The organism is Leeuwenhoekiella sp. W20_SRS_FM14 (assembly GCF_052119605.1).
GTDB lineage: Bacteria > Bacteroidota > Bacteroidia > Flavobacteriales > Flavobacteriaceae > Leeuwenhoekiella.
Genome location: NZ_JBGQOK010000001.1, coordinates 557945 through 583349, shown reverse-complemented (window position 1 = coordinate 583349; position 25405 = coordinate 557945). Strand labels below are relative to the sequence as shown.

Below are 25405 nucleotides of genomic sequence, written 5' to 3'. Positions count from 1 at the left end.
ATTATGTTTTTAGTTTCCTTATAAAGTTTACTAATTAGCAATTCTCATTAAAGTATATCACTTTATATTTTTAAACTGAAAATTTTCTTATTAGAGTTCTATTTCAATCATTTCTGAATAATTATAATAATTACCTGAGTTTGCTGCTCTTGCTGCTGCCCTGATATAATATTTTTCTCCTAATTCAAGATCTGAAATTACTTTTTGATGAATATTACTTAGTAATTCTTCATCGCTTATATCACCTACATTAGTCTCAGGGTTATTATTGATGAAATTATTTGAATCTACAAAAGGGGTTGTATTTACAAAAACAGCGATCTGATTAATTTTCCCTATTTCTTGAGTTCTAGATATAGAAAAAGATACCTCAATAGCATTGCTTTTTTTCTCAACATTTACATCGTTAACCTTTAAAAATGGTACCACTTCGATATCAAGATTTTTAATATCCTGTATGTTTGTAAGAAGTGTATCAATAGGAAAAAAAGGTCCGTTAGCAATTATCTTATAACTTCCCGAAAAAATTCTCGAGTATTTATAGGTGCCGTCTGGCATTCCCCAAAATGCAACGGGCTGTACGTTTTCAAAGGCTTGGTCATAAAGACGAATTCGAGTCCCGTTAGGCTGCTGTGTTGGAACTAAATTTCCAGAAGCGTCTACGATACGCCCCTGAATGGTTGTTTGTGGTTCATCGAAATTATCATATTCACAAGAAACAACTCCATTACCCAGAGCTAGAATCAAGCATAACTTCAAAGATATATTTTGAAAAGTTCTCATAGTTTTTAATATAATGGGTTTTGAATCATATTAGGGTTTGTACTAATCTCGTTGCCAGGAATAGCCTCCCAATACATCTGTTCTGTCCAGGTTCTGGGTTGCCGTGGTGCGTTATCAATACTGAAAATATAAGTTTTGTCTTCCCAAATTAAATAAGGATTTAAAGCAAGGGGTTGTGCGTTATTAAGAATCTCTGTCCCAATACGCCATCTTCTTAGATCCCAGAATCTGTGATTCTCAAAAGCCAATTCAATTTTACGCTCATGACGCACTTTATCACGATTTATACTTTCTAAAGGTGCAATACCCGCACGCTCTCTAATTCTATTTATTGCGCCTAACGCCAATCCATTTTCTTCAAGCTCTATAGTAGCTTCAGAATAGTTGAGAAGAATTTCTGCATATCTAAATATTGGCCAGGGTGTTTCTGAACGGCCATCAGGTACTTTCTGAGAATCATTTATAAATTTATGTAAATAGAAACCGGTTTTTGTAGGATCTGAGTTCGCAGATGGTCCATCTTTACCCATAATAGTTACTGCTTCACTGCCCTGCCCATATAAATCTGTTAAATTTCCAGCAGTAATAGTCTGACCGTTATCTATTATACCTGCACGTACCTCTACAATACCCCCTTGATAAGGTGCAAATGGATATAACACTGTAGCAAAAAACCGAGGATCTTTACCTTCAAAAAGATCTGCAGGATTCTGATACTTAATGGGGTTGCCATTAGCATCTTTCACACGTAATTTACCTACACTTCCATCAACATATTCATAAGCTTCTACCAGATCTACTGTAGGATTAAAACCGCTTCCCCAATCTATTCGGAAGCTGTGTGGAGTATTAAAAAAATCAAAACTATGAGTTTTATCAGGAGCCTTAAATGATTTTACAAAGATCATTTCAGAATTTGTACCATCTCCCATAAACAGATCATAAAAGTTCTGAGCTTTATCATCAGATTCATCAAATAATGCGTATTGTTCAGAATCCATAATGGCTTTTGAAGCATTTTTGGCGGCATTATAATAGCGTTCTGCTTCAGAAGATGGTATACCTATTAAACCATCAAGTTGTACGCCAGCATATCTGGCAGATGACGCTGCATATAACATCGCCCGGGATTTTAGCGCATAGGCTGCCCATTGAGTAGCTCTAAATTTATCTTCGCTACCACGTGTAGCCGGTAAATCTGCTATTGCCAAGTCAAGTTCATTGGCAATCCAGTCATAAACTTCCTGTTCTGTATTTCGAGAAACCTGTAATTCAGCTAAATTATCTCCTGTGAATTGCTGGGCATCCTCAATTATAGGTACACCGCCGTAACGTTTTACCATTGAGAAATAGTAAAATGCGCGTATAAAACGGGCTTCTCCCCTTAAAATCACCTTTTGATCCTGGCTGATTGAGGCATCATCAATATTTTCAAGGAATAGATTTGCCTGTCTAACCTGGCCATAACCCCACCATCCGTAAGCATTTGAGGGCATAATAGAAACATTACTTACTGTGCCCCAGGTTTTTGCCCGTAAGCAAATATCAGTTACATAGGGTAAATAACCCTGATAATCAATAATACCGTTGTAATTAAAATCTTCGGTTTGCATATTATTGTACAGGGTAACCAAATAAGCCTCTACCCCAGTGAGGCTGCTCCATACATCTGATTCTGAAATTATATTAAGGGGTTGACGGTCTAAAAAGTCATCATCACAAGAATGAAAGATTCCTAGTAAAACCAGACAGGATATCATTTTTATCTTAAAATTTTTCATCATTATTATTTTTTTAAAAACTAATATTTACACCTGTATTCCATACACGTTGCTGCGGATAGAAAAGTCCGTTGCCGCCAGGTGTTTCGGGATCTACGTTAGCATATTTCAGTTTATCCCAGGTGTATATGTTTAGGCCGTTGATATAGACACGGGCATTGGTTATACCCAGGGTTTCACATACTCCTTTAGGAAGTGTAAATCCCAATTGAATGTTTTTTAATCTGAGATAACTAGCATTTTGTAGCCAAAAGGAAGAATTATATTTATTATTGGGAGAACCTGATGGAATTGTCGCAGGATATTTTCCGGGAATCCATTCGCTCGTTGCGTCATAAGGATCTTCTCGTCTCCATCTATCCATAAAGGTAGCCAGAGAGTTGGCATTGTTAAAAATAGGGCTTTGAAATTCGTCAGTAAAGTAAAAGTTGAAGTTAGCTGCTCCTTGAAAGAGCACTGAAAAATCAAAGTTCTTATACGTTACATTAATATTTGATCCAAACATAATTTCAGGAGTAGAACCTCTACCAATAGGTTTATTATCCCCGCCGTCAATGATTCCATCACCATTGTAATCAAGATATTTAATATCTCCGGGTCTTAGCGAACGGTTACCCTGACCGTCCTGCACAACCGGCCAGTTATCGATTTCTTCCTGAGATTGAAATTGACCTATAGCTTCGTATCCCCACCAGATATTTTTCCATCGTCCTTCAACCTTCTGGCGCCATTCATTTTCTGAACTGGTAAAAGGAGCCCGCTCCTGATACCCATATTTTGAACGGGTATAAGTAACATTTGCAGTAACATCAAATTTAAAATCACCCAATGATTGGTTAGTTCCTAGTACAAGCTCAAACCCGCGATCACTATCTGAATTTAGATTTTCTTGAGGAAGTGATGCCCCAAAGGTTCCTGGTAATGATAAAAATCGGGTCGCTAGCAAACCGTCACGCTCTCTGTAGAAATAATCAAACTGTACGGTAAGTTTAGAATTTAAAAAAGCAGCATCAAGACCCAAATTAGTTGTTGTAGATTCATACCAGGTAAGATTAGGATTAGGAATCCCGCGTTCTACCAGACCAGGAACGACATTATTTCCATAAATATAATTGCCTGACGGATAGGTAAACCCGGTTACAAACTGATAGTTTGCGCCCTGGTCATCCCCTACTTTTCCCCACGAACCTCTTAGTTTTAAATTGTTTACAAAATCTATATTGTTCTTAAAAAAACCTTCATCAGAGATTCTCCAGCCTGTTGTAATTGCTGGAAAGAAACCCCATTGCGATCCCTGTGGAAAACGTGATGAACCGTCATACCTAAATACTAGCTCAAGAATGTATTTATCGTCATAATCGTAATATGCGCGACCTACCAATCCGCGGCTGGCATACTCATAAGCTCCACCATTATTATTCTTATTAGCATCGAGCCCAGCAAATAGATATTGAACCGCATCAAGCGAATATTCTCGAGAAGCGTTAAAATCATCTCCGTAGCTTTCTCGTTGCTCAAAAAGTGCTAAACCTTCAAAAGTGTGTTTGTCTCCAAAAGTTCTCTTGTAGTTCATAGAAAACTGAGCCAGTTTCTCTGTGTTTTGTCTAAAGGTTTCCGTCAAACGGGTAGGACTTCCCCCAGTGTAACCCACATTGTAGGTTTCGGTTTCGGCGTTATAATTATAAAGATCAAATTCTGGTCTCCAGGTTTTAACCCGTGCAAATTCTCTTAAATAGGAATACATTCCTTTAAGGGATAGGCCTTCTATTTGTTTTACTTTATAATCCAGGCTTAAAATCCCTGTAAAATTGTTGAAGTTATCTCGGTTATATCCCGAAACAGCACTGTTTGAAAGGGCTACAGGTTGAAAAAAAGGTACGTTTGTTTCGTTATAATATTCTGGATTGTCATTGGCATAAGGTCCCGAGGTTGGGTGTGCCCTAAGTATTCCCCACATAATATTAGCCGCACTCAGTCCTGGTGTATTTCGGTTTTCAATTCGCCCAGAAAGGTTCATAGTTGCTGAAAAATTATCACTGAAGCGACTCGTCACCTTAGATCTAAAATTATAGCGTTCATAATCTGTATCCTTACTACGCCACATGCCTTCCTGATTAAACATACCTACAGACATATAATAATCTATGTCTTCAGTCCCACCCTGTGCACTTATGGTATGCTGAGTCTGCGGGCTGTATTGTCGAATAGTAAGGTCATACCAATCATAAGAAGGCAATTCCCCATTTTTATATTGCTCATAGACTTCTTTACCATAAACAGGAGGTCTTCCCTGATTTATTTCTCCTTCATCATTAAGCAGCACAAAATCTGCTGCATTAGTTAATTTTGGGTAACGGGTAGGTGTTTGCACGCCTACATACGCATCATATTTAAATACAGGTTTTCCGTATTTACCCTTTTTTGTTTCAACCAGAATAACCCCATTTGCTGCTCGAACACCATAAACGGCTGCAGCAGCATCTTTTAAAATGGTAATACTGGCAACCTCATTAGGGTCTAACTGTGTATAGTTTTGTGGCACCCCATCAACAATTACCAATGCGTTACCAAAACCCCTAATAGATACTCCGGCACCATCATAACCCGGCTCTCCTCCGCGCTGGGTAGAAACCACACCTGGAAGACGACCCGCAAGGGCTTGAGAAAGGTTAGTCACAGGAGCTCTTGAAATCTCGTCAGATTTTATAGTAGCTACAGCACTAGTGATATTAGATTCTTTACGCTCTGTATAACCAATTAAAACCACGTCATCAAGTTGGCTTACATCATCTTCAAGCATAACCTCGATGTTTGAATTATTAGCTATAGCCATTTCTTGAGATTTAAAACCTACAAAACTGAAAACCAAAATTTGATCAGGTTTTGCTTCTATAGAAAAATTTCCATCAAAATCGGTAACCGTACCCGTTGTTGTGCCTTTAACCATAACATTGACACCTATTACCGGATTACCATCTCTATCTGTAACCGTACCAGTTATTTTCTGTTGTTCTTTTATTAAATAAACAGGAAAATAATTTTCATTTCGTATCGATTCATTTTTCAGAATAGATTCACATTTCGATATCAGGCTATTATTAATACCTGCCTGCATAAGCAGACCAGAAAAGCAAGACACCACGAGAACAGCTGATTTAACTTTCAGTCCCATCCAATGATCTCCACTACAGGCTATTGTTTTTTTGTTATTCATTTTAAAATTATTTGTTTAGATGCATTGTTTATTTTGATTAATCTCATTTACCTATTTCCGTCTTAAGCTTATTTATAAAAAATTAAAGGCGGAAGACAGGTATTAGATAGTACTTTAAATTAACTACGATAGAGGTGCATATTTGTCAACTTTTAGACACAGGCTTTAAATAATATTCAAATAAATCTAGGGTTAGTACTAAATAGTATTTTTATCAAACGATTTCGTAAAAAATATTTGCGATTAATATTATTTCAAATATATTTAGACTATATGTGTATGTTTTACACATATCCGACTTATTCTTATCTGATTAAGATTTTATTAAGAAGATTTATAATACCTAAATCATGAATATTCAACTTCACAATCATTCCTTTTCAATATTAAATATTGATTATGTGCAACTCAATGAGCGCTGGAATTACAAAAACGTTATTAGCCCTTATTTTCGCTTGTATTATATAGATGATGGTGCAGGAGAAATATACAGCCCTTCAGAAAAGATTATTTTAAGACCCGGTCATCTCTATCTAATCCCGAGTTTTACGCTCTGTAGCCTTAAATGTGAAACCTATTTAAGTCAATTTTTTGTTCAATTCTTTGAAGAAGCTCCAGGTGGAATATCTCTTTTTAAAGACAACCGATCTTTAATGGAAATAAAAGCCTCTGAAATTGACATTCAACTATTCAAAAAACTTTTAAAAATTAATCCAGGACGAGGAATTAATCGATCTGACAATCCCAAAATATATGAAAAAGAAACCTATTATAAAGAATACCGGGATTTGAACCGAAACATGAAAACTTACGTGCAATTTGAGAGTCAGGGTATAATTTTAATACTGCTATCTCGCTTTTTAGAATATTACCGCTTTAAACCGGAAGAAATTAAAAAAATACCTTACGCCGTTCTAGATGCGATAAATTATATACAAATTAATCTGAATAAAGGACTTACGGTTGCTGAGCTTGCTAATTATGTAAATCAAAGTAAAGATTATTTTTCACGAATATTCTTAGAACACACAGGATCAAGGCCATTAATGTATATACACGAAAAACGTATTGAACGCGCCCAATATCTTATAGTAACCACTAATAAAACTTTACTTGATATTGCTATTGAAACCGGTTTCAATACATTACCACATTTTTACAAAGTCTTTAAAAAACACCTCAACATCACACCGGGAGCGTATCGCAAGCAAAGCCTTCAAATTAACTGAATATGAAACTCATCAAGATAGACCGCAAGAGTCCCAATGCTTCTTCTTTTAGCCTCAACACCACTCAGGATGCTCATTTTTTGAAGATTTGGCACTATCATCCCGAACTCGAACTGGTGCTTATTTTAGAGAGCACGGGCACGAGGTTCATTGGGGATTCTATTTCAAAATTTGCTCCCGGCGAACTGGTTTTATTAGGTTCAAACCTGCCGCACATGTGGCTTAATGATCCTGAATATTTTGAACCCCATACCGCACTAAAAGCTGAAGCTATCGCCATACACTTTAGAAAGGAATTTCTGGGGACTGATTTTTTAGAAACTCCCGAAATGGCTTCAATAGCTTCCCTCCTGGATCGCGCTGCACGAGGTATCGTGTTTGAAAAAGTAAGTTCTAAAATCAAGCAAAAAATCTTGCAACTTAGCGCCTTAAGTCCGTTTGAGCGAACTATGCAATTTTTAGACCTGCTTCACGAACTAAGCACAACTCCCGGTCGGGCGATAAGCAGCACGGGATTCCAGAATAGCGCGCTTACCTCAAACTCAAAAAATTTTGATGCAGTTTATGAATACCTTTTTAAAAATTTCAGGAAGCCCATTATGCTTGGAGAAGTGGCCGCTTTAATCCCGATGAACTCATCAGCATTTAGTCGTTTGTTTAGCAAATTTCACAAGAAGAGTTTTACGCGCTATCTCAATGAGATTCGCATTGGTTATGCCTGCAGGTTGCTTATTGAAAAACGCTATGATGTAAGCGAAATTTGCTACGCTTGTGGTTTTAACAGCCTGTCTAATTTCAATAGACAGTTTAAAATTATAACCGGAAAGACGCCTCTGGAATATGCAGAATATCACCAAAAAAGAATGTGAATTGAATTAAAAGCAAAAAAAGAGTAAGCATCAGCAAAAAATCATTCAGTAAAACGGATGCAGGCGCATTAATTTTGAAGTGTTTCACTCTAATTTTCACTATAAATTATGCAAACCGAAGTCACAATCACCGGCTATGAAGTTGTAGATATACGCTTCCCTACCAGCCAATTTCTGGACGGTTCAGACGCTATGAATCCCGATCCCGATTATTCTGCTGCTTATGTGATTCTCAAAACTTCGCAGGAAGGTCTGGAAGGTCACGGTCTCACCTTTACGATAGGTCGTGGCAACGAGCTCTGTGTGGCCGCGATTGACTCGATAATGCCATTGATTCTCAATAAAACACTGGCATCCTTTACCCAAAATATGGGTGCCTTTTGGAAAATGATCACAGGCGATAGTCAACTGCGCTGGTTAGGCCCCGAAAAAGGAGTGATTCATCTGGCAACGGGAGCGGTGGTAAATGCCGTTTGGGATTTATACGCCAAGGCGGAAGAAAAACCGCTTTGGAAACTACTGGCAGATATGAGTCCGGAAGAACTGGTCTCTTGCGTAGATTTTACTTACATTACCGATGCGATTACCCCTGCTGAAGCGATAACCATGTTAAAAAAACTGGAAGGTTCTAAACAGCAGCGTATTGATGATTTGCTTCAGAACGGTTACCCTGCCTACACCACCTCTGCAGGCTGGCTGGGTTACAGCGACGAGAAAATGCGGAAATTATGCCGTGAGGCTAAAGCCGAAGGTTTTAAGCATATGAAAATCAAAGTAGGCAAAGACCTTAAAGACGATATGCGCCGGGCTCAGATTATTCGCGAAGAAATAGGTGACGACCTTAAGCTGATGATGGATGCCAACCAAAAATGGGATGTAACCGAAGCTATCGCGAATATGGCCGAACTTAAAAAATTCAACCCCTGGTGGATTGAAGAACCTACGAGCCCAGACGATGTATTGGGACATGCCGCGATCGCAAAAGCGGTTGCTCCTATAAAAGTAGCAACCGGAGAACATTGTCAAAATCGGGTTATTTTTAAACAATTGATGCAGGCAGGTGCCATTGAGATTTGCCAGATAGACAGCTGCAGATTAGCCGGTGTTAACGAGGTTCTTGCGGTGTTGCTTATGGCTGCCAAATTTGAAATTCCAGTATGTCCTCACGCTGGTGGCGTAGGCCTTTGTGAATACGTTCAGCACTTGTCTATGATTGATTATATTGCCATTAGCGGTTCGTTTGAAAATCGTATCATAGAATATGTAGATCACCTGCACGATCATTTCTTTGACCCTGTAGTGATTAAAAACGGTGCCTATATGCCGCCACAAATGCCGGGTTACAGCATCACTATGAAACCGGAATCACTTAAAGATTATACGTTTCCAACCGGAAAAATCTGGCAGGAAATCGCCAAAACCAAATAAAACTATGAAAAAGCGCACATGCATTACAATTCTTTTGTTTCTAAATCTGTATTTGGCTCTAGGTCAGACCGGCTACACGCCTTCACCTGAAAATCTGGAAAACAGAGTCTGGTTTCAGGATGCAAAATTTGGCCTGTTTATTCACTGGGGGGTATACAGTATTCTGGGCGATGGCGAATGGGTAATGCAACAACAAAAAATTAAAACAGACCGGTATGAACTGCTTCCCTCCTTTTTTAATCCACAAGATTTTGATGCAGAAGAACTGGTACGTCTTGCAAAAGCTGCCGGTATGAAATATATCACCATAACAACAAAACACCACGACGGTTTTGCGATGTATGATTCAAAAGTTTCCGATTATAATATTGTAGACGATACCCCCTATGGCAAAGATATTTTTAGAATGCTTGAGGAAGCATGTAAAAAAGAGGGAATCAAGCTTTTTGCATATTATTCGCAGTTAGACTGGCATCATCCGGATTACTATCCCCGAGGGAAGACCGGTCAGGATTTAGGTCGACCAGAATCTGGTAACTGGCAGGATTATCTATTGTATCAAAATGCACAAATCAAAGAACTGGCAGAAAATTATGACATCGCAGGGTTTTGGTTTGATGGATATTGGGATCAAAACGATTTAAAAAAAGCCGGCAAACCTTATGAGGATTTTGATTTGGAAGAAACGTATAAAATCATTCACGGCGTGAATTCCGGTTTGCTCATAGGTAATAACCACCATCTTGCACCCATTGCAGGTGAAGATTTTCAAATGTTTGAAAAAGACCTTCCGGGGAAAAATACTGCTGGCTTTAGTGAAGGTTCTCAAATAGGTAATTTACCCTTAGAGACCTGTGAAACCATAAATCATTCCTGGGGTTTTAACCTGCAGGATGGCAATCATAAATCTGCCAAAGAATTGATACAATATCTCATTAAAGCGGCAGGTAATAATGCCAATTTTCTTCTTAATATAGGCCCTATGCCTAACGGAGCTATTCAACAAGAGCATAAAGAGCGTCTAAAAGAACTGGGAGCCTGGTTGAATGCAAATGGAGAAAGTATCTACGACACTCGTGGTGGTGAATACCAAAAAGACACTATGGTTTCAACCCAAAAAGGGAAAGTACTTTATTTACACATTTTAGATAAAAATTTTAACTCGATTTCAATTCCTCAATTTAAAAATAAAATAAAACAAGTAGTTTATTTCAGTGATGCGACTCCCTTAAACTATTCATTAAAAAATGGGAAACTGAGTTTTGAGATTGATTCTGATCATCAGAACGACGTGGACACTATTATTAAAATAATTTTAAAATAAGAAATATGTCGGTATTTCAATTAAATGGTAAAACAGCACTAATAACCGGTGGCGCCAGTGGTATTGGTAAAGCAATAAGTACCGTATATGCTCAAAATGGAGCCTCGGTATTTATACTTGACTATAATAAGGAAGAAGGCGCTTTAGTAGCTGAAGAACTAAAGTCACAAAATCTCGATGTGTATTTTGAATTTTGCGATGTGGCTAACGTACAGCAAGTCACTAATTTAATTAATGATATTGCTAAAAACCATCAAATAGATATCTTAGTAAATAATGCAGGTGTTGCTCACGTGGGTACTATTGAGAACACTAGTGAAGAGGATCTCGACCGTATTTACGCCATAAACATCAAGGGCGTATTTAACTGCGCAAAAGCCGTGATTAAACACATGAAGGGCAAAAGCGGAGTCATAATCAATATGGCTTCGATTGCATCTTCGGTTGGGATCTCAGACCGTTTTGCGTACTCCATGTCAAAAGGCGCCGTACTCACGATGACCTATTCCATCGCTAAAGATTATGTTGATGAGGGCATCAGATGCAACAGCATCTCCCCTGCCCGCGTTCACACCCCTTTTGTAGATGGTTTTATTGCAAAAAATTACCCTGACAATCAGGAAGAGATGTTTGAAAATCTATCTAAAACCCAACCTTTGGGCCGTATGGGCAAACCTGTAGAAATTGCCCATCTCGCCCTGTATCTGGCCTCTGATGAAGCATCTTTCATCACCGGGACAGACTTCCCTATTGACGGCGGATTTATAAAACTAAATGGATGACTTTTTAACTAGAAGATTATGAAATTAATACGTTTCGGCGAAGCCGGAAATGAAAAACCGGGAGTGCTTTTAGACTCCGGAAAACGCATAGATGTATCAGGTTTTGGTGAAGATTACACCGAAGCATTTTTTGAGACTGACGGCATCAACCGACTTAAAACATGGTTAAACAAAGAACAGGACAATTGTGAGGAAGTTTCCGCAGAAACCCGTCTAGGCGCACCTTTGGTACGTCCTTCAAAAATTGTATGCATCGGTCTTAATTACGTTTCTCACGCTAAAGAAACCGGGATGGAAGTTCCCAAAGAACCCATTCTATTCTTTAAAGCGACTTCGGCAATTGTGGGACCCAATGACGATGTGATCATCCCTAAGGGAAGTGAAAAGACAGACTGGGAGGTTGAACTCGCCGTGGTAATCGGCAAAAAAGCTTCCTATGTAAGCGAGGAAGAAGCTTTAGATTATGTAGCAGGTTACACCCTACACAACGATTACAGCGAACGTGCCTTTCAGATCGAGCGTGCCGGGCAATGGGTCAAAGGAAAAAGCTGCGATACCTTTGCGCCTTTAGGTCCTTATATTGCTACCAAAGACGAAATCAAAGATCCAAACAAACTCAACCTGTGGCTGAAATTGAATGGTGAGGAATTGCAAAACAGCAATACTTCAGATTTTGTATTTAATGTGCAGGAGGTAGTGAGTTACATCAGTCAGTTTATGACCCTGCTTCCGGGAGATATCATTTCAACCGGAACTCCTTTTGGTGTAGGAATGGGCTTTAAGCCACCACGCTACCTAAAACCGGGTGATGTAGTTGAATTGGGCATTGAAGGCTTGGGTACTTCAAAACAAACCGCAAGGACTTATAAGGCAATATAAGTTTAGTATAAGAAGTTTAGGAGGTTTTTAAACTATAGAAAGTCATTTTAATCAATGCCTACCCAATTATATTTTTTTTCAATTGTAGGTTTTGTCTTTGATTAAATTTTTATAGATCAACTTAGAATAATTGAATTTAGTTTTAATTGTTTTATAAATTTAAAAATGTTGACCTATTGAATTTCTAATGATGAAATAATTAAGAATGGAACGTTTGTTCTATATACAATTTAATTTATATGTATTCAAAAGGAAGATCTTTATAAAATCTTCCTTTTGAATACATATTAAAATTTGTGGTTTATTACAGGTCAAACACTTCATTTAATTTAGTGTGCATAACTTGCGCATCAACATCAACCCCGGTCCAGTATTTTATACCTATTACACCTTGATTAACGAGCATTTGAATACCATTTACGGTTTTGCACCCTTTATCTTTAGCCGTTTTCAATAAATGCGTTTCCGGCGGATTGTGGATGCCATCTGCAACAACCATATCAGGATGTATGCTGTCAAAATCTATATTTAATTGCTGATCTACATCAGGATAAAGTCCCACGCTGGTTGCATTTATTACAATTTGAGTCTTAGGGTCTATAGCGTATCTGTTTTCCCACGAGTTATATACCGCCTGAGTTGGAGTATTGTCATTTAATAATGTTACTACCTCTTCTGCGCGCTCGCTACTTCTATTTACAAGAGTTATTGTTTTTGCCCCTGCAAGAGCAAGTTCTACAGCAACAGCACGAGCTGCACCACCGGCACCAAAAAGTGTAATATGCTTTTGTGCAGGATCTATAATCTGTTTAAGTGCCTGCACAAAACCTTTTCCGTCTGTGTTCTCACCTATCCATTTATCGTCACGTTTTACAATGGTATTTACTGCCCCTATAAGTTTTGCAGATTCACCTAGACCATCTAGATATTTAATTACAGCAACCTTGTGCGGTATCGAACAATTAAAACCAGACCATCCTAAAGCTTTAGCGCCTTGTATCGCAGTTTCCAGATTTTCTGGACTTACTTCACAATTGATGTATCTAAAATGCAAACCGTGGTGTTTATAGGCTGCTTCAACCATTGCAACAGTTGGGTTTTCTGCCGCAGGTTGGGCAAATGAACCGGTTAGCTGTGGTAAAAAATCTTTTGCTTTATTATCATGTGCATTCATGAACTTAAAATTTTGAAATTAATACGTAGTTATTCTAGATACTGAATTGTTTTACTTTGTTTTTCATAAAAGCTAAACTTCCTTCAGCAAGCTCCTGAGCAGAATACGGTGATTTTTGCCATAGGGAAACAGCTTGCTGCATACCCGGTACCTCTGATGAGAAGTTCTCTAAAACCAGATTGCCTTCAAAGTTTATGGTATTTAATGCTTCAAAAAGCTCATCCCAATTCACGGTTCCATCCCCGGGCATTCCGCGATGACTTTCTGTGATATGCAGGTGTTTTAATCTATTACCGGCTCTTAAAATTGGATCTTTAAAATTAGCTTCCTCAATATTCATATGAAAGGTATCCAGATGTAAAGCCAGATTGGGCATTCCGGTTTTTTCAATGAGTTCTAATACATTTTCAGCCGTATTGCATACATAACTTTCATAGCGGTTTATAGGTTCTATCCCTATAGTAATACCGCGTTTTAATGCATATAAAGCAGCTTCACCCCATACATTTACAACCGTATCTTTCTCTGCTTCTGTTACAGGGTTTCCTGTAAAACAACCTATCGCAGAGTGCAATACACCACCCATAAAATCTGCATCTAAAGCCGCTGTGCGATCTAATGATTTTTTTATAAGTGCTAATGCTTGCTTAGGATGCGCAGGTAGATGTGTTTCTGCGGAAAAATTAAGCGAGCAAACCGCTGAAATACCGTGTTTATTTAAATGTTTTTTAACTGCCGGTGCATCAAAATCTACGGTGTGTGGCAAGAGAATCTCGAGCAGTTCAAAACCGGTTTCGGCTGTTTTCTCTATAGCATATAAGCCAGATTCGTGCGTCCAGTTTGGAGTAGTCCAGGACAGTAACGAGGCTCCATATTTTATATTCATCATAATTTTATATTATTTTTTTAAAAAATCCACCATTCAGATCGTACCCCAAAATACGTCCCAAAGCGTTTAGACCCCGCTTGCTGTAAAAATGGAGAAGCCAGACTATTTTGTGCAAAATCATTATATCGTGCTACTGAAGCTATAAACCGAATATGCGGTCGTGCCCAGGCACTTCGCTCTGCCGTGGGTACAATCGTAGGTGCTAGCGTAAATTTAACCATTCCCGCAGTAGGATCGTTTCCATTTTTACGACTGGTGTAATGCAATTCTGTTAATATATGAAACCAGTCTTTAGCATAATACAAAAACCTGCTTCCTAATGCTACATCTGTTTTTCGGTTATAAATACTGCGACCGTAAAAATCTGTTGCTTTATCAGCTGATTTTGCGCCACCTTTACTTTTAGTAAAAACCGCATACGGATTTATACTCCATCTGTTATTTACATTATACAGCATATGCTCAACTACAGTAAATGAATAAGCTCCTGCATATGTGCCGTCTTCTACCTGTGGCGCTCCATACGTACGCCAGGTTTGTGTATTGCCGTTATCGCCACCATTTGCAATACCGGTACCATATCTAACAGCAAACTGATTAAATGAACCCGGAAGTGTTGTTTTTAATTCAGAGTTTAGTTTAGCTCCTATCACATAGCCGTTATCTGCAGGATAAGGTGTATTTGTATTGTCTGAAATATTAGGAACGGTATGGTATTCTGCAAGTAATTTAAGACGGTGATTCTCTTTAAAATTTACCGTGTGTTCCAGAACCATAACCTCCCGCTGACGATACGTAAGATTCTGGTTTCCATCTATTATGTTTGTATAGGAATACGGTGTGGTATTAGTAGACGAGGTATCAATTACCGCAGGAAAAAACATCGAAAATGAGGTGTTTTTATATTTAATACCGAAACCTTCAGCAGAATGATCGTCAAAATAAAAATAGTCTGTTATATGCACATCATCATAACGCATATATCGTGCTCCAGCCCACACACTCCATTCACTACCTACTATGTTTTTTGCTTCTACAAAAGCCTCCGGCAAACTGGTTACAATTCCATTTATTGAGCCCGAGCTCACGTTACCTAAAAAAGTATTATTAGTAGAGTAAAAAGCCAATCGCGCCTGAAAATCTATTACCGTGCTGTCTTTATTTGCGTTTACTGGTGTAAAATGAAAAGCCGGTAATAAATCTATATAATCTCCCTGATCCATTCTACCTCCTAAGGAACCTTGCCCCGATAAGTTGAGCTGACGACCGGTATGTCCTTCTATTCCGGGAGAATACCCAAAACCTATGCGACCGGTTGTGCCAAAAGAGAAGTTCTTATTGGTAATCTGTATTTGCGCATTTCCTACGTACATACTCAGAGTAAGGACAATCAGAAAATATCCTTGAAATTTAGTCATCATACCGCAAGTGTTTCAGAAGAAACTGCATTACTTGCCTCATGTCTATTTGAAATATAGATGCCGTACCAGCTGATGTAAACAAAACATAATAAGGGTAAAATAAACGAAAAGTTGACTTCGGCTACGCCTAAAATCTGAATATCGGAAACCCCTGTACCTCCTGCATCGATAATCATTCCTTGTAATTTTGGCATTAATGCACCACCTACAATAGCCATAACTAAACCTGCAGACCCTACTTTAGATTGTTCTTCGGTTAAATCTTCGAGAGTAATCCCATAAATTGTAGGAAACATAAGTGACATACAAAATGAAATACCTACCAGACAATACAATCCAAATTCTCCTGAACTAGTAATAACACCTATTACAAAGGCAACGGCTAACACTGCAAAACTTGCTAGTAACTTTCCCGAGCTTATAAAGCGTAATAAATAAGTTCCCAGAATACGTCCTACAGTAAACACTATAAACGCAACAATCTGATAATAACCCGCGGTAACACCATCTATCCCCTTAGCTTCTGCATATTGATAAATATACGTCCAGCACATAATCTGAGCGCCTATGTATAGAATTTGAGCAATTACACCTAGTACATATTTTTTGTTTTTTCCTAAATCTGAAAAGGTTTTAGAAATGCCTGGCATCGCTTCCTGTTCTTTAGATTGAGGCATTTTTATAGCCAGAAACAATATAAAAACCACAATAAGCACCAGGCCTAAAATCACATACGGGTTACGAATTGCCATTAAATCTGAAGTACGAACTAAGGCTTTAGCGGCTTCATCCATCGCACTAAAATTATTGATATCGTCAGACTTGATATTCTTAAGAATGAATTGTTGTGCAATAAAAAGACCGGCTACTAAACCCACAGGATTAACCGCCTGCGCTAAATTTAATCGTAAAGTTGCCGTTTCTTTAGGTCCCATTGCTAATACATACGGGTTTGCTGCTGTTTCTAAAAATGCAAGTCCAAAGGTTAATACATACAGCGCAATACAGAAAAACCAAAAATGCTGAGTTACAGCCGCAGGATAAAACAGTAATGCCCCTATTGCGTACAATCCTAAACCGATTAATATTCCTGTCTTATAGGAGTATTTCCGCATAAATAAAGCAGCCGGTAGCGCCATACAAAAATATCCGCCATAAAATGCCATCTGTACCCACGCAGCCTGAGAATTAGATAATTCTAAAACCTTCTTAAAGGCCTGTACCATTGGGTCTGTGATTGCATTTGCAAAGCCCCATAAGGCAAATAATAGGGTTACTAATAAAAAGGGAACCAATACATTTTTAGGTATTACGGCCGCTTTTTTTCCGGTTTTAGTATTCATTTTACAAGTACGTTAAATTAATAAGTGATTGATTTGATTTATGAAAATGTAAGTTCACTTTCGCAGAAATCCTGAAAGTCTTTAAATACATATTCTGGGCAGGCTCCTGCATTTGAAGTTATAAATGCGCCTAAAGAAACAGCTTGCTTCATCGATTCTACAGGAGAACCACCGCTAAGTTTTTTTGACACAAACCCTGCCAGAAATGCATCACCACTACCTACCGTATCTTTTACTGCAACTGGCCTTGCAGGGAAATTATATTTGAGCGTATCTTCATAGTACAATGCACCCTTACTTCCCATAGTAATAATCACTCCAGAAATATTGAAGCGTTCTTTTATATAGTTTACACAATCATCATCTGTGGTGTAGGATTGACCTAACAACTGAATAATGGTTTGTAATTCGGTTTCATTCATTTTAACCAAATCACATTTAGCTAACAACGTTTTAGCTACATCAATAGAGAAATAAGGTTCTCTTATATTTACGTCAAATACTTTATAAGGAGCCAATTCTAGAAGTTCTAATAATGTGTTGTAAGAAGTAGGGTTTCTGGCAATAAGGCTACCAAAAATTAATGCATCTGCATTCTTTATTTGCTCTTTATAGTCTTCCCGAAGCTCAATAAAATCCCAGGCCACATTAGTAACGATTTCGTAATTAGCCTCATTATTAGAATCTATTGTTGCAGTTACCGTTCCCGTAGGATTGGCTGTATCAAGTTGTAAATCTTCTACAGGAATATCCCATCCTTTTATTTTAGTAATTAATTTGTCGCCCAGGTCATCTGCTCCTACTCTGCTAATCATATGCGCATCTATGCCCATACGTTTTAAATTGTAGGCTACATTAAAAGGCGCTCCGCCTGCTTGTTTACCTTCCGGAAAAATGTCCCAAAGTACTTCCCCATAACAAAAAACGGTGGGTTGATTTATTTTATTCATAACTAATTAATTCTTGTTAAACGTTTAACTAATTTATTTTTAAAACTTTGATCTAGTATATCTTCGATCGTTATTACGAAATCGTTTGCTTATAAAAATGGCCCTCCCCCTAAACAAAAACAAACATCTATTAAGTTGAAAGCAATAAATTTTCTGCCTTATAAATACGATAATATTAAATTTTTATATTTAGTTAAACGTTTAACTAAATATTCAAAAAAACAATTATCCTAAACTTGATTCTTTAATGATTAACTCTGCCTTTAAAACTGTGGCTACTTTTAAAGTTTCAATATTCCGTATTTGATTATCTACAGTTGCTATAGCCAGCTTCCCTATTTCTTTTAAAGGCTGGCGAATTATCGAAATTGGTACATTAAATAATTCATAAGCCTCAGTTTCATCAAACGCTAAAACTGCAAATTTTTCAGGAACTGGTATTTTTAGTTTTCTCAATTGCTTAAGTCCAGAAATAGCTAATCTGTTACTGCTAAAAAATAATGCATCTACTTTACTCTCGGCAATTAAAATAGATTCAATCCCCAGTTTAATATCCCGGTCTATGTGATCTTTATCAATTCCTAAAATTTTAAAATCTGCTTCTTTATTTTTTTCAATCGAAGCTATAAAACCCCTCTCGCGTTCTATAAGACTTTCTAGTTTTGACGTATAGTTTACAAAACAAATATTGCGTCTTCCCTGTTCTAATAAATGTTCTGTTGCCGTATATGATACCTCATAATTATTAATTTGTACCGAAGGAGCATCTACACCCGGCATATTTCTGTCAATAAGAACAAATGGTATTTTACTCTTTTGTAATCTTTTTAAATAGGCTCCACTATTTTCAACCGGCGCCATAATTAATCCGTCTACCTGTCGCTCTCTAAATGTATCTATAAGACTCTCAAACTTTTTCTTATCTTCATCACAGCTTCCTATAATTAGGGTACAATCTATTTTTCTGGCTTCATCTTCAATAATACGTGCCAATTCTGAGAAATATGGGTTTGATATATCTGCCACAATAAGTCCCAGTGTAAATGTGCGTTGCGTTTTTAGACTTTTAGCAATTTTATTAGGTCTGTAATTCAGATCTGCTACTGCTTTTTGAACGCGCCTAATGGTATCTTCACCTATACGCCCCTCTGCCCTATCATTTAAAACATAGGACACCGAGGCTATGGAAACACCGGCTTCTTTGGCAACATCTTTTATTGAAATACGCTTCACTACATCGTTATATTTGATAAATATACTAAAGTTAAACGTTTAACCAAATAAAAAATTAATTAATTTATTTTGAGATTTACGCAAATATTAGGCTCTATAATTGTGAACTCTTTTATTTAGTGCACTTTATACACATCTAATAGGAAAAAAAACATAACAATTTGAACACTACTAATTGAGAGTAATTATCGTCTGTACATTCCGGCGATTGAGAGAATATGTGGTATGGTAATAGCAATAGCCACACAGAGTAATATATTAAGCATTAGTGATGTGCTTTCAATCAAAAAAAATATTGAAAACACGGTCGTCAGCGCTATTAAATAAATACCCCCACTTTGAAGCGCTATTGCTTTAAACCGCTGCTTACTAAATTTAGTTTTAATCAAAATATACTGTGATTTTAAGGATGGGATACTGTGCCAAAATATAAAATAAGTTGTGAAGCCTATAAGCAAATTAGTAGTTGCACATAACGCAGCTATTAACAGTAACTCAAGCTGCATGAGTATAAAAATTTTAAAGGAGATGATCTGTAAAGTGGCTAAAGATAAGAGCATCATAAACTGCATAATGAGACTGCCTACACACAAAATTACAAATGTTTGCTGTTGTATTGCCGGCAACTCAAATTCTTTTAAAAAACGCAGTGTTTCTATATAATTAAAAGTAAAAAGCAATAATAATATACAGTTACCAAAAACGAAATAAAGTAATCGGTTCCATTTAAAATCTGTAAAAATTCGTTCTTCAAGTTGTTCTTCACCAAAATGATAAGCACTAAATACTACAAAAGACACCAGGCAAATTTGCGCAGACAACAGATATAGAAGTATAAATACACCTACCACACTTAAGTATAAAATTAATCGGCTTAGGAAGCTAAAGCGCTTTAAGATTGGATTGAGCCGGTGAAGATGAAGATCGTTACAACCGTGAATGATCCCAAAAGTAGCAATTAAGAACAAGGCTATTTTCAGAACTAAATCGGTTGCCAATAGTTCTTCAGCTAAATTACCAATAACAATTAGCAGTACAGATAAACTAATGGCTGTAATTTTTATCATATTAAAGTTTTGCGTCCAGCATATGAATTTGAAGCCTGGTTAAACCCTCTAGCGCATTTACGATTTCTAAAGAATTGAGCAAATGTGCGCGTACTATAGGGTCTTCTTTAATATAACGATACAACTCGAGATAGCAATAATCACGTAACAGCTCTATCTCAACTATTTTAAAATGAAAGTTGTTATTGTTTTCCGTTTTAAAAAAGTTGAAGGTTTTTAATTGAGAACGGTCTATAAATAGCTGGGTAATGTAATCTATTATAGTAATAGCCGTACCGGGATCGTTAATCGCGGGAGACATAGCCTTCACTCCTATTTCAACTAGATGTTTAAAACCGGTCTCAATCGCGTCCATAGATACTGTATGATCTATTGGAAAGAGCTTATAAATAGATTGCTGTACTTCAGGTGATACAGACTTAGATAGCGAAATTAATTGCTCGTTTTTCCGAATAAACGCACCCGGATGTTTGTGTAAAGAAATAGAAACCTGATGCTTATCTAAAATGCGTTCTACCTGACTTAAATCTGGCATTTTAAGATAACCCACTTCCACTGAAACGAGATCTACAGAAGAATTAAATTTCTCATCTGTTTTTTGAAGTTTAGACTCATACTTCTTTAAATCTTTAATAGTATTATACGATTCTACGTATGCCTCTTTTACGATATAATTTATATGAATACTGCGGGACACACTATGAATAAAATAGATAAACAGCAAAACACTTATGATACCAAAAAACACACCTAATGGTGCAGCAATACCGGGAAATTCCGGACTATTTTTTGCATTCAAAGCAATTGAAAGCGTCATTGCATATATAATCGTACCACTAGTAAAGCCTAATATAATTTGATGATGTTTTTCGCTTAATATCATAGGAATTAAGCGCGGAGAATAGTTATTTATATTTCTGTTCAAAACATTCATGACCATCGTATAACTAAATATGGTAAGTGTAAAAATGCCTCCAATTAAGAAAGCTAATACAAACTGAACATCTTCTTTATCATTAAATACTAGCCTCTTTAGGAGTGCGATTTCATCGTAGTTAATATCTATTGAAATAATAAGTACGGCCAATACAAAAAAGCAAAGCGCCAGCACCGATGGTACTAACGCTATACTTTGAAGTATTTTCTTTAAAACTTTAAGCATATAAAACTAATTTCTTAATTCTGTGTCTGTGCCTATAGCTACTCTTCCTAAAACTTTTTGAGCCGGTAAGTAACCTGCCTTAGCACTTTGATCAAGAGCAATATAGGTGATCATTAATCCATAAATAACCTTAGAAGAGATATCTGCAACTGTAAATAATGCCTGTCTTAAAACAACACCGTCTGCACTATTCATAAATACGGGTACTAAATAAGCAATAGGATATAACGTCCACGCAAACATCATTAACCAAAATACATTCATTACACGTCCTGAAGTTCGGGCATCCATTGTTTTTTTACCTGCTGCGATAGCTTTACCTACGATAAAATTCATGATGATAAAGAATACAGTACTAATTGCACCCCAAATCATAAGTTTGCTGGTATCCTCTACTTCGTATAATTGTCCTATATATCCTGTAATAATCATTCCCCAGGCTGACAGGATTAACCAGGTCGCTTTTGATTTTAATGCAGACCCTCTAAAATTGAGAATAATTAGAAGCTGAGTCAATAAACACGGTATGGTGACCATCCAGTTTACGTATCTAAATCCATTACTAAACGTAAGATTTGTTAATGAATAGTTTGTACCATTAAACTTAAAAGCATCTGTCCATAAACCGGCTTGGCTCACTAGAATAAGACCGGCAGAAACCATAACGATACACGATAATGCTGTTGCAACACGATATTTAGGAGCAACAAATTGTGACATTATTAAAAAGAAAACTAAGGCGGCAAGATGTGCTCCCACTCCCATAGTTAATAAGTGGTCAATTGCTTCAAACTGACCTACTGAGTACTCAAATAAATTTTCAATGTTTTTCATAGCTGATTAATTAGTTGATAGTAATTTTTTTTACGAATCTATTTCAATCAGCAATTTGATATTGTTAACGTTAATACAAATAGGAGTTTGTTATCAAAGAATTGTGAGAAATTGGGAAGAATTAGGACAATACATCAAAATAACCAGGTAATTATGTACGACATAGTCAAAATTTGAAGATTTTATCCTAATAGTTTTAAGATTTTAATCTCAGCTCTTTCCCACTTAGAATAGACTTCTATGGGTTTGGGATATTTCAGTTTGTACTCTTCTATTTTCCACGGAATATGTATTAATTCATCATTTACAGCTGCAAGTTCAGGAATCCATTTTTTAATATAATCTGCAGCTTTATATTTTATAGATTGATTTACAGGATTTGTGTACCAGATCTCATAAGCCTGCATATGCCAGTTCATCCAATTAGATGAAACATCATAATCTATTAGCTTACTTTCAAAATAGGCTGCTCCCCAGGTCCAATCTATTTTTAAATCGTGTACAAAATAACTTGCGCAGTTCACCCTACCCCGATTGCTCATATACCCAGTTTCATTTAATTGGCGCATATGCGCATCTATAAATGGAATTCCTGTGGTTCCCGCACACCAGCGTTCAAAATATTCAGTATTATTCTCAAAGGGTACTTCTTTATTTTTATATCCTTCGGTTTTAAAAATTGAATTCCCCATACGCATTCCTTTAAATGTAAAAAAGTCACGCCATACCACTTCAAATACGAGCCACCAGGTACTTATATTCTTTTTGATATTTTTTTCATACGCTTTAACCGCATAGTAAATTGTTCTGGGCGAGATGGCTCCCACAGCTAAATAAGGCGAAAGTTTACTGCTATAATCTAAACCTAATGATTTATTACGGGTCCATTTATAAGAGGTAAGTAATTCCGTTTCTACCGTGTAATAATTAAGTCGTTCTAAGGCTAAATCTTCTCCTCCTTTTACATATAGATTTTCCTTTTGATCATCTAAAACTTCAAAATTAAACTGAGTTGCTTCTGGTAATGTTCCCCAATCGTTAAGAGAAAGGATTTCAATTTTCTTCGGAATATCAAATGTTTCCCGTACCTCTGCTTTCTTAGTGGTATTTATTCTAAATGCTTTACTGGTTAATGGTATTTTATCAATTGAATACGGAATATCATCAATGTGATAGAGTGTCTTTCCCCATATAAAATCATAAGTTACTTCTTCAGAAAGCTGTTGCTTAACAGCATCGACTATTTTTAATTCTTCTGAAGCATATTCCTGTTCTGCAAACAGCTTTGTGATTTTATGTTTTTTAATAAGTGCTGGGATGAGCTCTTCGGGATGACCAATTTCAACTAATAAGTTTGCTCCTAAATTTTGAAGATTTGTTCGCAAAACGTCAACCGTTTGTTTTAAAAATTCAAATCTATTCAATCCGGCCTTGGGAAAATTATATACTGTATTAGCAAATAACCTGGGATCAAAAATATAAACCGGTAAAATACTAGTACAAGAATTAACAGCTCTACATAATGTCTCATTATCTAATAAACGGAGATCATTTTTAAACCAAAGTAAGCCTTTCTCTTTTGCCATAATAACAACCTTAAAATCATATAAAATAGTTACACGAATTTTGATTTGAAATTAATGGCTTAATTCATTTTAATCTAAAAGCTTATGAGTATTTAACGTGTATGCGTTATAAAAATGTAAAATGCAATTAGACCAAATCAAATTTAGAAACTCCTTTAGTATTAAGGTATTGTAGAATACTTCGGTTTGTAAAATAGGTGTTTTCCTGCCGTTCTATAAAGGCTTCAAAATCTTCAATAGATTTTACTGGGTATTCTAGTGGAATAAAGCCAAACCCCATGTAAATTCCATCGCGCACAAGCACAAAGGCTTCTTCATAAATCGTACGTCCGGCAAGCTTTAAGAAATAAGATTCTTTTTTTTCGCTTAGCGTTTCAAAGGCTTTTTTTGCTCTGAGATTATACACTTCTTTGTCTTCAAGACCTTTACAAACCCCTTTGCATAAAGGGCTGCTGCAACTTCCTGAACTCCGTTCTAAACCTGCAAAACGGTAGCATAAACTAAATTGCAAAGCAAGATTTTTAAGCTTCACCAAAACCGAATCTCGGTTAAATGAAATACTGTGTTGATTGTCTGAATAATTTTTCTCTTTAGGCGCTAATCTAAAAACACCTTTTTTATCAATTCGTGATTCTATCGTCCACGGTAAAATAGAATCTATCTGCTGCGTATTGTAAAGCGGCTTAAGTCTGGATATATCTGCAGATTCAAGCAATAACGATATGAGTTCGTTACCGGTTTCTTTATATTCTAATGAGAACGTGGCGGCGGTAAGTTCTACCTCAAAAGGGAGCTTACTAAAAAAATGCGCCTTTACCCGCTCTTTAAGATTTACTGCTTTCCCTACATAAATCACCGTTTTATGTTGATTTAAGAAATAATAAACTCCGGGCCTGGCAGGTAAATCATCTAGGTTTAAAACTGTTGAAAACTCTGCAACATTCTTAAGTTGAGTATCTGCGGTATCTGCCGGAGTAAGTTCTAATAGCTCATAAATAGCTAGTAGGGCTTCCGCATTGAGACCTTGTTTTTCAGGTTTGTATTCTAGAGAAAGTTTCTCTAAAGTTTCCATCAGGTCGAGCTTTTTAGCGACTATACCCCTTCGTAAAAGTAGTTCCTGAAGTATATTATGAGACTTATTTAGAGGAAGACCTACTTCTCGTAATGATTTGCGCCAGATCATTTCAGAAAATTTATCAAAAAAGTATACTTCTGCTCCTTCAAGCAATGCTATAGCCTGCGGTAGACAATCTGCAAAACACAGCTTATTGCGTAATTCAGCATTAGTATGGCCAGCCCACTCTTCCTCTTTTTCGCTTAAAGCAAATACGGGTTTTACCTCAGTTTTTAATTGCTCGATAATACGGCCATCATCTACCAAGACGATTGAAAATGCAATGATTTCTGCATATTTATAATTATTAGTAGTTGCTTGTATATCTAAGAATGCTATCATT

General features: G+C 36.8%; 20 protein-coding genes. 6 read left to right on the top strand and 14 right to left on the bottom strand.

Going from position 1 to position 25405, the window contains the following annotated elements; genetic code table 11:
- Window positions 1-90: 90 nt before the first annotated feature.
- The 3 genes from ACEN25_RS02340 to ACEN25_RS02330 are packed head-to-tail and all read right to left on the bottom strand — an operon-like array spanning window position 91 to window position 5778.
- Window positions 91-783 carry a DUF3823 domain-containing protein gene (locus ACEN25_RS02340; protein WP_441801475.1) on the bottom strand — a complete coding sequence of 231 codons (693 nt, stop codon included), beginning with the start codon at window positions 781-783 and terminating at the stop codon, window positions 91-93.
- Between the two features lie 5 nt (window positions 784-788).
- The gene (locus ACEN25_RS02335; protein WP_441801474.1) at window positions 789-2567 is read right to left on the bottom strand and encodes a RagB/SusD family nutrient uptake outer membrane protein; all 1779 of its coding nucleotides are present in this window, start codon (window positions 2565-2567) and stop codon (window positions 789-791) included.
- A 10-nt stretch (window positions 2568-2577) separates the two neighbouring features.
- Window positions 2578-5778, bottom strand: coding sequence for a SusC/RagA family TonB-linked outer membrane protein (locus tag ACEN25_RS02330; RefSeq protein WP_441801473.1), 3201 nt, complete (start codon window positions 5776-5778; stop codon window positions 2578-2580).
- 350 nt (window positions 5779-6128) lie between these two features.
- Here ACEN25_RS02330 and ACEN25_RS02325 point away from each other — a divergent pair, with 350 nt between their 5' ends.
- The 6 genes from ACEN25_RS02325 (at window position 6129) to ACEN25_RS02300 (ending at window position 12289) form a co-directional block, all read left to right on the top strand.
- Window positions 6129-7007: a helix-turn-helix domain-containing protein gene (locus ACEN25_RS02325; RefSeq protein WP_441801472.1), complete on the top strand. Its 879-nt coding sequence runs from the start codon at window positions 6129-6131 to the stop codon at window positions 7005-7007.
- 2 nt (window positions 7008-7009) lie between these two features.
- A complete protein-coding gene (locus tag ACEN25_RS02320) occupies window positions 7010-7876 on the top strand; it encodes an AraC family transcriptional regulator (RefSeq protein WP_441801471.1) in 867 nt (288 codons plus the stop codon).
- Window positions 7877-7984: 108 nt separating this feature from the next.
- Window positions 7985-9304, top strand: a complete 1320-nt coding sequence (locus ACEN25_RS02315) for an L-fuconate dehydratase (protein WP_441801470.1) — start codon at window positions 7985-7987, stop codon at window positions 9302-9304.
- Between the two features lie 4 nt (window positions 9305-9308).
- Complete coding sequence (locus ACEN25_RS02310) at window positions 9309-10628, top strand: alpha-L-fucosidase (RefSeq protein WP_441801469.1); 1320 nt, start codon at window positions 9309-9311, stop codon at window positions 10626-10628.
- 5 nt (window positions 10629-10633) lie between these two features.
- Window positions 10634-11410, top strand: coding sequence for an SDR family NAD(P)-dependent oxidoreductase (locus ACEN25_RS02305; protein ID WP_441801468.1), 777 nt, complete (start codon window positions 10634-10636; stop codon window positions 11408-11410).
- Window positions 11411-11428: 18 nt separating this feature from the next.
- Window positions 11429-12289 carry a fumarylacetoacetate hydrolase family protein gene (locus ACEN25_RS02300; RefSeq protein ID WP_441801467.1) on the top strand — a complete coding sequence of 287 codons (861 nt, stop codon included), beginning with the start codon at window positions 11429-11431 and terminating at the stop codon, window positions 12287-12289.
- A 304-nt stretch (window positions 12290-12593) separates the two neighbouring features.
- Here the strand turns inward: ACEN25_RS02300 and aroE are convergent, their stop codons facing one another.
- The 11 genes from aroE to ACEN25_RS02245 all read right to left on the bottom strand — a co-directional run bounded on the left by aroE (window position 12594) and on the right by ACEN25_RS02245 (window position 25404).
- Window positions 12594-13463 (bottom strand): shikimate dehydrogenase, encoded by an 870-nt coding sequence (gene aroE, locus ACEN25_RS02295; protein WP_441801466.1) that lies wholly within the window; start codon window positions 13461-13463, stop codon window positions 12594-12596.
- Between the two features lie 34 nt (window positions 13464-13497).
- Complete coding sequence (locus tag ACEN25_RS02290) at window positions 13498-14352, bottom strand: sugar phosphate isomerase/epimerase family protein (RefSeq protein ID WP_441801465.1); 855 nt, start codon at window positions 14350-14352, stop codon at window positions 13498-13500.
- A 17-nt stretch (window positions 14353-14369) separates the two neighbouring features.
- The gene (locus ACEN25_RS02285) at window positions 14370-15773 is read right to left on the bottom strand and encodes a carbohydrate porin (RefSeq protein WP_441801464.1); all 1404 of its coding nucleotides are present in this window, start codon (window positions 15771-15773) and stop codon (window positions 14370-14372) included.
- On the bottom strand, window positions 15770-17116 hold the full coding sequence (fucP, locus tag ACEN25_RS02280; RefSeq protein WP_441801463.1) for an L-fucose:H+ symporter permease: 1347 nt from the start codon (window positions 17114-17116) through the stop codon (window positions 15770-15772). The genes ACEN25_RS02285 and fucP overlap by 4 nt, the downstream gene beginning before the upstream one ends.
- A 38-nt stretch (window positions 17117-17154) precedes the next feature.
- On the bottom strand, window positions 17155-18066 hold the full coding sequence (locus ACEN25_RS02275) for a carbohydrate kinase family protein (protein ID WP_441801462.1): 912 nt from the start codon (window positions 18064-18066) through the stop codon (window positions 17155-17157).
- A 225-nt stretch (window positions 18067-18291) separates the two neighbouring features.
- Window positions 18292-19299, bottom strand: a complete 1008-nt coding sequence (locus tag ACEN25_RS02270; protein WP_441801461.1) for a LacI family DNA-binding transcriptional regulator — start codon at window positions 19297-19299, stop codon at window positions 18292-18294.
- A gap of 185 nt (window positions 19300-19484) precedes the next feature.
- A complete protein-coding gene (locus ACEN25_RS02265) occupies window positions 19485-20366 on the bottom strand; it encodes a Brp/Blh family beta-carotene 15,15'-dioxygenase (protein ID WP_441801460.1) in 882 nt (293 codons plus the stop codon).
- 1 nt (window position 20367) lies between these two features.
- Complete coding sequence (locus ACEN25_RS02260) at window positions 20368-21528, bottom strand: DUF2254 domain-containing protein (RefSeq protein ID WP_441801459.1); 1161 nt, start codon at window positions 21526-21528, stop codon at window positions 20368-20370.
- Between the two features lie 6 nt (window positions 21529-21534).
- Window positions 21535-22362, bottom strand: coding sequence for a bacteriorhodopsin (locus tag ACEN25_RS02255; protein WP_441801458.1), 828 nt, complete (start codon window positions 22360-22362; stop codon window positions 21535-21537).
- A gap of 182 nt (window positions 22363-22544) precedes the next feature.
- Window positions 22545-23948 (bottom strand): DASH family cryptochrome, encoded by a 1404-nt coding sequence (locus ACEN25_RS02250; RefSeq protein ID WP_441801457.1) that lies wholly within the window; start codon window positions 23946-23948, stop codon window positions 22545-22547.
- 127 nt (window positions 23949-24075) lie between these two features.
- Window positions 24076-25404, bottom strand: a complete 1329-nt coding sequence (locus ACEN25_RS02245; RefSeq protein WP_441801456.1) for a GIY-YIG nuclease family protein — start codon at window positions 25402-25404, stop codon at window positions 24076-24078.
- Between the last annotated feature and the right edge of the window lies 1 nt (window position 25405).

What these genes read in the sequence shown, in the direction of transcription:
- ACEN25_RS02325 (WP_441801472.1), top strand. Translation starts at nt 6,129, where the DNA reads ATGAATATTCAACTTCACAATCATTCCTTTTCAATATTAAATATTGAT.
- ACEN25_RS02340 (WP_441801475.1), bottom strand. Translation starts at nt 783, where the DNA reads ATGAGAACTTTTCAAAATATATCTTTGAAGTTATGCTTGATTCTAGCT.
- ACEN25_RS02260 (WP_441801459.1), bottom strand. Translation starts at nt 21,528, where the DNA reads ATGCTTAAAGTTTTAAAGAAAATACTTCAAAGTATAGCGTTAGTACCA.
- ACEN25_RS02330 (WP_441801473.1), bottom strand. Translation starts at nt 5,778, where the DNA reads ATGAATAACAAAAAAACAATAGCCTGTAGTGGAGATCATTGGATGGGA.
- aroE (WP_441801466.1), bottom strand. Translation starts at nt 13,463, where the DNA reads ATGAATGCACATGATAATAAAGCAAAAGATTTTTTACCACAGCTAACC.
- ACEN25_RS02275 (WP_441801462.1), bottom strand. Translation starts at nt 18,066, where the DNA reads ATGAATAAAATAAATCAACCCACCGTTTTTTGTTATGGGGAAGTACTT.
- ACEN25_RS02310 (WP_441801469.1), top strand. Translation starts at nt 9,309, where the DNA reads ATGAAAAAGCGCACATGCATTACAATTCTTTTGTTTCTAAATCTGTAT.
- ACEN25_RS02255 (WP_441801458.1), bottom strand. Translation starts at nt 22,362, where the DNA reads ATGAAAAACATTGAAAATTTATTTGAGTACTCAGTAGGTCAGTTTGAA.
- ACEN25_RS02265 (WP_441801460.1), bottom strand. Translation starts at nt 20,366, where the DNA reads ATGATAAAAATTACAGCCATTAGTTTATCTGTACTGCTAATTGTTATT.
- ACEN25_RS02335 (WP_441801474.1), bottom strand. Translation starts at nt 2,567, where the DNA reads ATGATGAAAAATTTTAAGATAAAAATGATATCCTGTCTGGTTTTACTA.
- ACEN25_RS02300 (WP_441801467.1), top strand. Translation starts at nt 11,429, where the DNA reads ATGAAATTAATACGTTTCGGCGAAGCCGGAAATGAAAAACCGGGAGTG.
- ACEN25_RS02290 (WP_441801465.1), bottom strand. Translation starts at nt 14,352, where the DNA reads ATGATGAATATAAAATATGGAGCCTCGTTACTGTCCTGGACTACTCCA.
- ACEN25_RS02245 (WP_441801456.1), bottom strand. Translation starts at nt 25,404, where the DNA reads ATGATAGCATTCTTAGATATACAAGCAACTACTAATAATTATAAATAT.
- ACEN25_RS02320 (WP_441801471.1), top strand. Translation starts at nt 7,010, where the DNA reads ATGAAACTCATCAAGATAGACCGCAAGAGTCCCAATGCTTCTTCTTTT.
- ACEN25_RS02315 (WP_441801470.1), top strand. Translation starts at nt 7,985, where the DNA reads ATGCAAACCGAAGTCACAATCACCGGCTATGAAGTTGTAGATATACGC.
- ACEN25_RS02250 (WP_441801457.1), bottom strand. Translation starts at nt 23,948, where the DNA reads ATGGCAAAAGAGAAAGGCTTACTTTGGTTTAAAAATGATCTCCGTTTA.
- fucP (WP_441801463.1), bottom strand. Translation starts at nt 17,116, where the DNA reads ATGAATACTAAAACCGGAAAAAAAGCGGCCGTAATACCTAAAAATGTA.
- ACEN25_RS02305 (WP_441801468.1), top strand. Translation starts at nt 10,634, where the DNA reads ATGTCGGTATTTCAATTAAATGGTAAAACAGCACTAATAACCGGTGGC.
- ACEN25_RS02285 (WP_441801464.1), bottom strand. Translation starts at nt 15,773, where the DNA reads ATGATGACTAAATTTCAAGGATATTTTCTGATTGTCCTTACTCTGAGT.